This is a genomic window from Chloroflexota bacterium, assembly GCA_013152435.1.
In the GTDB taxonomy this organism is placed as follows: domain Bacteria; phylum Chloroflexota; class Anaerolineae; order DUEN01; family DUEN01; genus DUEN01.
On sequence record JAADGJ010000097.1, the window covers coordinates 31,427 to 41,431 of the forward strand.

Below are 10,005 nucleotides of genomic sequence, written 5' to 3' on the forward strand. Positions count from 1 at the left end.
CAGGGGCATTTCCAGATGCTGGTGAACATGCTGGACCTGGGGATGGCGCCGCAGCAGGCGCTGGATGTACCCCGCTGGATGCTGGCGGGGCCGAGCGCGGGGTTGGGCGCCCAGGAGCCGGGCGGGCTGGTGATGATCGAAGAGGGCTGGGATTTCGGCGTCATGGCCGAGCTGGCGCGACGGGGGCATCGGCTGGCGCCGGTGGACGGCTTCGGCCGGGCCGTGTTCGGCGGCGGGCAGATCATCCTGCGCGATCCGGAGACGGGCGTCCTCATCGCCGGCAGCGACCCGCGCAAGGACGGCTGCGCGGTGGGATGGTGAGTGGCGGTAGATGGTAGCGGCGATTTAGCCGCTACCACCTGCCGGTCGCCCCCACGCCGAGCGTCTTGGGGTCAGTGTAATTTCCACGTATATTGCGTCACCTGCGATCTGTGGTCGCCCAGCCAGGTGCCTCGTCACTTGGCGACGAGAGGGAGATAGATGGAATGAGGTAAGGCCGAAGCCGGCGCCCTCAGACTGACATCGTCAAAGTAAACAACCGCGTCGCCTCCCTCCGTGTAAACGCTCAGCCAAACACACAGCGACTTGGCGCCAGGCGGGGGCGTAGCTATTACCTTGCCGTACGTCCATCCGGAGCCAACGAGCACCCAGGGAGTACCCACCGCATCCAGATACGTGCCACTGCAGCCGGGTTGATCCCAGAACACAAGCGAGAGTCTCCCCTTCGTGCTGTCATTCTCCTGCGCGGGGACCTTGATCCATCCGCTCAGGCGATATTCGCTGGCGGGCACAGAGATCTCTACGGGCTGCCCGGCGCCGGTGATGTGCAGGTCTGCGTAGTGACTCCATACCGCCGCGACGCCCCGACCGCCGTGTCCCTCCGTGCCCACCCAGCTAATTGAGCTCTCACCGGTCGCCGACCAGCCATCTACATTCCTGTCAAACGTTCCATTGGTGATCAGCTCGATGGCGATATCCGCTCTGCTGAGCTGGGGTGAGATCATGAAGAGCAGGAGCAACACGGCGAGATTTAACGCAACTACACGCCAGATCCGGCTAAGTGTTCGTCGTGTCTTCATGACGGATGCCTCCTATTTTCGGTAACAGCTGGCCACGCGAGACCAAATCAACCAAGCACAGAAAAAGCCCACTTAAATATGACCACCTGATCATATAATCCGTTTTTCCATTTCTCAATACGCACGACAGCGGAGAAATGTTTCGCGGCTCCCAGGGCACCAGGCCTGGTGCATTCCCCGGGAACCCCGGCCAGCTGCATACCCCAGCATCCGTCTTATCCCACCCCTCCCTGCCAGAGCTGATAGAGGCCGAAAAGCAGCAACGCCACGGCGGACAGGCCGTTCAGGGCACGGCGAACCCGAGAGCCCAACCGCCCGGCCGTGGCGAAGAGGATGATGAGGGCAGCGAAGCCGCCGACGAGAGCGCCGTAGAAGCCCACCACAAAGCTGACGCCCAGACCAGCCGATCGCCGCCATCCTTCCAACAGGATGGGCCCGGCGACGATCCCCCAGAACAGATAGGGATTGGGATTCAGCGCGTTCATCACGATCGCCTTGGCCAGGCTTCGCTGTCCGGACTCCATCGGAGCCTCCACCGGATCCACAGGCTCCCGGGCCACCCGGTAGGCACCCCAGGCCAGGTAGAGGATGAATAATCCCCCGGCCACCTGCAGGGCGCGCAGGAACCCATCGGGCAAACGGGTCAACGCCAGGAGCACCAGGACGATGATGGGGCCATCACTGAAAAGCGGAGCGAAAGCGGCCGGAAGCGTCCGCCTCCACCCGTTCCGCATCGTCTGCGATAACAGGAACGCCTGGAACGGGCCGGGCGACGCCGCCGCCGATACCCCCAATGCCATCCCCTGCAACAGATACGCGAACAAAGCTCCCTCCCGTCAGCGAATAGGAAACGCCCGACGCCACCTGGCGCCGGGCGCCCACACGATCCAACCTCCCCAACGAATCGCTCACTCCAACAGGGACAGCCGCTCCTGTAGCCGGGACAGCCGTTCCTTCAGTTCGGCCAGCTTGGCCTCCTCCCGGGCGACCACCTCGGCCGGGGCCTTGGTGCGAAAGCCATCGTTGCTGAGCAGCTTCTCGCTGCGCTGGATATCTCGCTGCACAGCCGCCATGGCCTTGCTCAGCCGGGCCCGCTCCGCCTCCAGATCCACCATGCCGGCCAGCGGCAGGTACACCGTCGCCCCACCGGCCACGATCGTCACCGCCCGTTCCGGCGCCGGCAGCGACGTCTCGATCACCAACCGGTCGGGATCCAGCCGCGCCAGCGTGATCAACACCTCTCGCTGGGACCGGAGCAGCTCCGTCTCGTCGCCGGCGCTGATCACGGCGGCGATCCGCCGCCCCGGCTCCACGTCGTACTCGGCCCGGGCGTTCCGGATGCCTCGCACGATCTCCCGCACCAGGTCCATCTGCGCCTCGGCTGCCTCATCCAGCGCGCCAGCTTCCGGCCAGCGGGCGATGATCAGCGCCTCGCCCTGGTGCGGCACCCGCTGCCAGATCGCCTCGGTCACAAACGGCATGAACGGATGCAACAGGCGCAACGTGCGCTCCAGCACGTACACCAGCACCCGCCGGACCGTCGCCTTGGCGTCGTCGTCCTCGCCATACAGCCGGATCTTGGCGATCTCGATGAACCAGTCGCAGAACTCGCCCCACAGAAACTCGTAGATCCGGCGGCCGGCCTCGCCGTATTGATACGACTCCATCATCTCCGCGATCTCGCCCACCAGCCGGTGATAGCGGCTGATGATCCAGCGATCGGCCAGGGTGAGGCTCGGATCGTCCGGGCTCATGTCCTCCACCGGCTCCGTGTCGTCCAGATTGGTGATCACGAAGCGGGCCGCGTTCCACACCTTGTTGGCGAAGTTGCGCGCCGCCTCCACCTTCTTCACGTCCAGCCGGACGTCGTTGCCCGGCGTGCTGGACGTCATCAGGGTGAAGCGCAGAGCATCGCACCCGTACTGGTCGATCAGCTCCACGGGGTCCAGCGCGTTGCCCAGCGACTTGCTCATCTTGCGGCCCTGGGCGTCCCGGATGATCCCGTGCAGGTACACCACGCTGAAGGGCGGCTTGCCGGTGAACTTCAGCCCCAGCATGATCATGCGCGCCACCCAGAAGAACAGGATGTCGTACCCGGTCTCCAGCACGCTGGTCGGATAGAAATACTTGTAGTCCTCGGTCTCTTCGGGCCAGCCCAACGTGCTGAAGGGCCACAGCCCAGACGAGAACCAGGTGTCCAGCACGTCCGGATCCTGCTCGATATTCTGGCTGCCGCAGTGCGAGCACTCGGTGGGGTCGACGATCTCGCACGTCTGCCCGCCGCAATCCTTGCAGTACCACACCGGGATGCGATGCCCCCACCACAACTGGCGACTGATGCACCAATCCCGGATGTTCTCCATCCAGTTGAAGTAGACGCGAGCGAAGCGATCCGGGATGATGCGGATGCGTCCATCCCGCACCACGTCGATGGCCGGCTCGGCCAACGGCTTGATCCGCACGAACCACTGGGTGGAGATGCGCGGCTCCACGATGGTGCCACATCGCTGGCAATGCCCGATGGCGTGACGATGCGGCTCCACCTTCACCAACAGCCCCTCCTCCTCCAGATCGGCCACCAGGCGCTCCCGACAGACGAAGCGATCCAGGCCAGCGTACGGCCCCGCCTCCTCGCTCATGGTGCCCGTGTCCGTCATCACGTCCACCTGCTCCAGCCCATGGCGCTGGCCGATCTCGTAGTCGGTGGGGTCGTGAGCCGGGGTCACCTTCACGGCGCCGGTGCCAAAGCTCGGATCCACCGCCTCGTCGGCGATGATGGGGATGCGGCGGCCCAACGCCGGCAGCACGGCCATGCGCCCCACCGACTGAGCATAGCGTTCGTCCTCGGGATGCACGGCCACCGCCGTGTCCCCCAGGATGGTCTCCGGGCGGGTGGTCGCCACCTGGATGAACTCGGTCGCCCCCTCCGCCCAACGGCCGGATCCCCACTCGGCGCTCGGGCCCTCCCATTCGTCGCTGATGAGCGGATAGCGCACGTACCACAGGTAGCCATCCTCTTCCTCGTGCTCCACCTCCAGATCGGAGATGGCCGACTCGCAGCGAGGACACCAGTTCACCAGATAGGTGCCGCGATAGATCAGCCCCTCCTTGTACAGCGTGACGAAGGCGGTACGCACAGCACGAGACAGCCCCTCATCCAGCGTGAACCGTTCCCGATCCCAATCGCAGCTCACGCCCAGCCGGCGGTGCTGCTCCGTGATGCGGGCGCCGTACTCTTCTTTCCAGGCCCACACCCGCTCCAGAAACTTCTCGCGCCCCAGGTCGTGGCGGGTCAGCCCCTCACGAGCCAGTTGGCGTTCCACCACGTTCTGGGTGGCGATGCCCGCGTGATCCGTGCCCGGCACCCATAGCGTAGGAACGCCTTTCATACGATGATATCGGATCATGAGATCCTCGACCGCGGCCGTCATGGCATGCCCCAGATGCAGCGCGCCGGTCACGTTGGGCGGCGGCATGGAGATCACGAACGGTTTCTGATCCCGGCTGGCCAGCCCCTTGGCAAACTGAGTCTCCGGCTTGAAATACTTCTGAGACTCCCACCAATCGTAAATCTGTTGCTCGAACTCCCTTGGGTTATACGTCTTGGGCATCTCTCTCTGATCAGCCATCGCGCTCCTTCCCCCCATGCATGTCCCCCGTCTCCAATCTCAATCTCCAACGAAAAACCCCCTCGCCACAAGGACGAGAGGGTTCTCCCGCGGTACCACCTTGCTTGACGGAAAGCGTTCCGCTTCCCGTCCACTCTGTCGCGATAACGGGCGAACCCGGGCCTCCCTACTGGTGTTCAGGAGGCCAGCTCCCCGGCGACCTTCGGCGGCGCCCGTCGGGCGAGGCTCCCAGCCGATGACCTCGCCTCTCTGGCGACTGCGTACCGCCTACTCCTCCGGTTCCCAGCCATTGTCTTTGTTAGCGATGAAATTATAGCCCCAGGTGAACGGGGTGTCAAACAGGACAAAGAAGCGAACGGCGGGGGGCTTTGAGGGGCTTCGCCCCTCCAGAAAAAGCCCTTCTCCCACCTTCGACCTGCCCGGCCTCGGCCCAGATCCCTGCGGAAAGGGCCGAGAAAGGCAGGTGCAGGCCGGAAAAATGGGATTTCCGTGGAGGGGAGCTCCCCTCCACACCTCCCCCTGTGAAGCTGATAGCTGAGGGAGCCCCTCAGACACCTTACCGGTCAATTTTTTCAGACACGCTCCTACCGTCGCACCATCGGCAGCCACGACCGGTAGCCCACAAACACCCGAATCGTATCCTGCGCGGACAGTCCCGTCTCGTCCTGGGCTGTGAGCGTGATGGTGTGCCACCCAAAACTCAGCGTGGTCTCCGACACCTCTCCCTGACCCAGGTCGCCATCCCGGTCCGATGTCCAGTGAAGCACATTGCCGGGGAGGTCGCGATAATCCTGGTCATAAGCGTAGCCTCGCAGCACCACCGGCAGGTCCGGGGACAGGCTCCATCCGTCCAGAGGCGAGGTGATGAAGACCGAAGGAGGCTTGCGCGGCACCCGGAAGGGGGCAGGCACCTGGGCATAAGTGGTGTGGAAGCCATCGGTGGCGACCACGCGCAGCAGGGCGTTTTCGCCGCCGGGCAATTCCGTGGCATCGATGGTCAGCGTCGTGTCCGCGATACCAATGGCGATCGGCTGCCAGGAGTCGCCCCCATCCGCGCTATATTGCACGACGAATTCGAGGTCGTCACCGTCTGGGTCCGAGGCCGTCCACACCATGTGAATCGTGTCGGTGATGGTCTCCCGGCCCAGAAGTGAAGAGATGGTGACGGTGGGCGGGTTGGGACTGCTGTCCAAAGTGGCAAGCACAGTATCCTCGTACTTCAGCACAAGCCGTGTTGCCTGGGCTTCGTAGGGCATAGTGAGCAGGAAGGAGGTTGTTGTAATCGGCTCCCGGGCATCGGTGGGCACGGATGGCGCAAAGGTGCGGGTGTGCAGCACCTGACCACCGGCGTTCAGGAGTTCCAGGGTGTAGGGGCCATCCGGCGTGTCATCCTGGAAGCGCGGGTTGTCAAGGGTATACAGCGGTTCCAGGGTGGCCGTCATAGTGGTAGTGATGATATGCCCCTGCACCAGGAATCGCCGATCGGGGAGGCTCCCCCTGGCTTGAGCGGTCCCCTCCGGAGTAGGGGAAGTTATCCAGCGGTGCAGAGCTCCATAAGTGTAGTCGGAAAGCCACAAGGACAGGCCAATGTTGTCGCCGTAGCTCATGATGTCGGCGACCTTTGCCGGGTCGAGGACGCTTGGCCCGCTTGTGTCAAAGCCGTAGTAATCATCAGCTCTGGCATGGCTCAGTTGACATCCCGGATAAGGCCAATGCGGGTCCGGGCCTGCTGGCCGGTTCCGACCGGTAGTAGGACAGGGCACGTGCTGTCGGCCCAGGGCATGGCCCAACTCGTGGAGAAACGTCATTCCCATCTTCGCCGGGGAGTTGCGATAAGTGAACCACAATACACGTGACGGAATATCCAGTGCCATGCCCGCGGTTGAACCGGAGATGGACTGGTCGGTAAAACCTATATAGTAAGTATTCTCCGGTTCGGATCGTCTTTGCCACCACGTACGGTAGGTGCTCAGGATATGATTCACACAAAGATCTGGATCTAATGGTCTCTGGGTCTTTTCATCTCTAAAGTAAAGGAAACACCACATATCTATTGTCCACCCACCGTACTCCTTTATCTCCCCCCGCCAGTATATGCGCCACCCTGTGTTGGACAAAGGATACAAGCGCATCCATTCGAAAGCAGGTAGTGCGTCCTGCCGTGAACGGGCGTATCCCTGTATTCCTATTCTATAGACATAGAAATTGACTTCACTGCCGTCTCGGAAGGCAACGGCTTGGTTCCTTCCGTTATTCTGGCAGTTGCTGTCGGGGCGGTTGCATTGCCAGTTGACCGTGGCCGTTAACGTATAGCGCCCTTCCACCCAGCGACTCCCCTGAAGGGGGAGACGGAAGAGGAGGCTTTGGTTGACGTCGAGGCGCTCCGCTCTCGTGGGACGGTTCTTGCCCGGGAGCACGCGGGCCGTGACAGGGCGGAGGGGCAACAGCGCTCCTCGCTCGCTGGTCAGTCGCCCGGTGACGTTGGGCACATCGCAACCGGCGATGTCGTTGGGATAGCGAGCTCGGACATACACCCGTACATAGGTGTCCTTGCCTTCGATCAGGGGGGCCTGGTTGGCCAGGTTTTGGACCACCTGGGTGACCTCCATCCCCGTGATCTGCAGATCCGGCTTCAGCAAGGTCAGCGATTCCGGAGGCGTTTGGTAAGGATGGCCCGCGATCTCGCCGCTGGCCTGATTGATGATGGCAGCCGGCCACTGGTCATTGGCCAGGGCCATGAGCGCGGTGCAATCCACCTTGACCCGGAAGGAAATGATCGCGGTCTGCCCGTCGGGGATCTCGCCGTTCCAGACGATGCTTCGCGACTGCGCGTTGTACCGAACGGTGCCCAGGTTCGCGCGAGCGGTATTGGTTACGTACGTCGTGTACCGGGGGATGGGATCGGTCATGTCGGAAGGCGCGCTGGAGCCATCGGGGCTGTCCCAACTGAGGCTGATGGTGTATGTGATCTCCTGGCCCGGAGCGATGCCGCCCGCCGGATTCTTTGCAGGCACTGCGGCCGACTTGCTCACCTCGATAACCGGCGTGGGGGTCGGGGTGGGAGTCGGCGTGGCCCGGGTGAGATAGAAGATGTTCTCGGTATAGGAACCGGGATCCGGACGCCGGTATTCGATGATGTTGTAGTCGATGACCGTACCACGATCGGCAACCGCGCCGGAGGAGATCCAGCCGGGCGGGGGCTCGACCACGATGCGGTAATAGTCATAGGCTCTATCCCACACTGAAAAGGAAAACCGGCCACCCGAATCGGTCGTCGTCTGCTGTAGAACCGTCCAGGAGGAATCCCCCTCTTTACGGGCGTGCAGCCTGACGTTCACCTCCTGTATGGGTGTAGCATCCGGACCAACGACCTGGCCGCCAAAGCAGTAAGTCGGCGTGGGTGTAGGCGTGGGTGTGGGTGTGGGCGTGGGTGTAGCCAGGGCATCGTAGAAGTGATTCCCCGCATAGCTCCCCGCCGGAGGCCGATCATACCCAATGGTGTTCTCGTCGATGACCCGACCCCCCGGACCCGCCTGGGCACCAATGGAAATGTAACCGGGCAGATCCCGCTCATGGAGAATGTAATACTGGTACCCCTGTACCTCCTGATAGACAATGGTGTACCGCCCCTGCTGATCCGTGCGCACCCTCTGCAACATCTTCCACGCCTCAGACTCCGTCGTCCGAGCTCCACCAACACGTTCCAGAGGGGACGCTGACCATCCAGCACGCGCCCCTCAAAGCGATACTCGCGCACGGCGGCTAACGTCGGCGTGGGCGTCGGGGTGGACGTCGGCGTGGGCGTGTCGGTAACGATCACCGCGCCGCTCGTGGGCGTCGGTGTGGGTGTGGGTGTTGGTGTGGGTGTTGATGTTGGCGTGGACGTAGAGGTCGCCGTAGGCGTAGCAGTGGGAAGGGATTGGACGTACTGCAAGATGGTTCCGTTCGCACCCACCGCGTAGGCTGTTGTGTCAGTGGCCCAGACACCATAAAGATGCTCGTTTGTACCACTGGACATGGGGGTCCAACTTGAGCCATCCCAATGGAGAATGGTGCCGAAAGCCCCGACCGCATAGATGTCGTTGCTCGCCGTACCGTGCATGTTGTACAGGGCCTCGGAAGTCCCGGAAGGTGTGGAGTCCCATCCACTGCCGGTCCAGTGGTAGATATTTCCGTAGATGTTTCCGATGAAGAAGTCGGTTTCACTGGTGCCCCATATGGCGCTCAAATCGCTGGAGCTGGGATTGGTCATGGGAAACCACGGAGAAGGCCCCCAGAGCATAAAGCCCCCATCGCCGATGACAAATACCGATGAAGCCGTCCCCCAGATATCCCATAGGGGCATTGAATCAGGGGAGTCATATGTGCCCGCGTCGATCAGTGTACTCCAGGACGAGCCATCCCAGTGGGCAACAAACGCCTCATTGGGCGTGCCCGCTATGTCGGCTCCCGCTACGTAAATGTCGTTGACGCCGGTCCCCCAAATTCCCCGCTGTATCTTGCCGGAAAACGTTCCCAGAGAGGTCCAACCACCGCCGCTGTAATAGAAGGTTTCCCAGTTGGTCATAACGTAGAGACTGTCAGGTCCGGTCCCCCATATGTCCACGATATTGTCCGTTGTGGGAGAGGATAAAGATACCCATGCGGTACCATCATAGCGGAGAAGGGTACCATTCGCTCCGCCCGCGAAGACGTCGTTGGGCCCGAACCCCCAGACCGCGTTCAGGTCTTGGGTGGTAGGGCTGGTCATGGAAATCCATGTACCCTGGGAAACGCGTGCTGGCTGAGGGGCACCAGGGGCGCTCAAAATAGGAGCAGCGAACAGGGACCCCAATCCCAAACATATCAAAGCGAAGGCGACGAAAAGGAAGATGAGGCGGCTACCTCGATGGCGTCGCAGGCGCATGTTGACCTCCTTTCGGTGTGATTGCGCACAAGGCCTCACACCTGATTCGCCGATTTCCCTTCTAGCTACCGGACAGTTTGACCGCGCATCTCCTGCGACAGCTCTACCGATGCCGCAGTAGGGGCGCAGCGGCGCTGCGCCCTATTCGCATCAACTGAACAGCATGAGCGAGGCCCCCGCCTGTCGCTTTTTCCTTCCACGGGCGGTCGCACCTGAAAGGGGAGGTGCAGAGGGGAGGCGCCTCCGCAGAAAACCCTTTTTCTCGCCTTTTCCCTGCCTGATTGGGGCTTTGGCCGGTGGGTTGCGCAGATACTCCCGCAGCGTTATAGTAGGTTCGGTCATCGGTTGCCTCCTCTTGTGGTTTGTCACATGTCCCACATGGAAGCACCCG

Annotated in this window: 5 protein-coding genes and 1 other annotated feature; of the genes, 1 reads left to right on the forward strand and 4 read right to left on the reverse strand. The window is 62.3% G+C overall.

Annotated elements, in window-relative coordinates; all coding sequences use genetic code 11:
- On the forward strand, window positions 1–321 hold a 321-nt coding region (locus GXP39_13950), incomplete at its 5' end, for a gamma-glutamyltransferase (GenBank protein ID NOZ29136.1).
- Window positions 322–455: 134 nt separating this feature from the next.
- Here the strand turns inward: GXP39_13950 and GXP39_13955 are convergent.
- From GXP39_13955 to GXP39_13970, 4 genes are all read right to left on the reverse strand, one after another.
- The gene (locus GXP39_13955) at window positions 456–1,079 is read right to left on the reverse strand and encodes a hypothetical protein (GenBank protein ID NOZ29137.1); all 624 of its coding nucleotides are present in this window, start codon (window positions 1,077–1,079) and stop codon (window positions 456–458) included.
- A gap of 215 nt (window positions 1,080–1,294) precedes the next feature.
- Entirely contained in the window at window positions 1,295–1,903 is a 609-nt protein-coding gene (locus GXP39_13960) for a LysE family transporter (GenBank protein NOZ29138.1), read from the reverse strand.
- Window positions 1,904–1,987: 84 nt separating this feature from the next.
- The gene (locus tag GXP39_13965) at window positions 1,988–4,708 is read right to left on the reverse strand and encodes a valine--tRNA ligase (GenBank protein NOZ29139.1); all 2,721 of its coding nucleotides are present in this window, start codon (window positions 4,706–4,708) and stop codon (window positions 1,988–1,990) included.
- Window positions 4,709–4,774: 66 nt separating this feature from the next.
- Window positions 4,775–5,001: a binding site (T-box leader), on the reverse strand.
- A gap of 291 nt (window positions 5,002–5,292) precedes the next feature.
- Window positions 5,293–8,367 (reverse strand): DUF11 domain-containing protein, encoded by a 3,075-nt coding sequence (locus GXP39_13970; GenBank protein NOZ29140.1) that lies wholly within the window; start codon window positions 8,365–8,367, stop codon window positions 5,293–5,295.
- Between the last annotated feature and the right edge of the window lie 1,638 nt (window positions 8,368–10,005).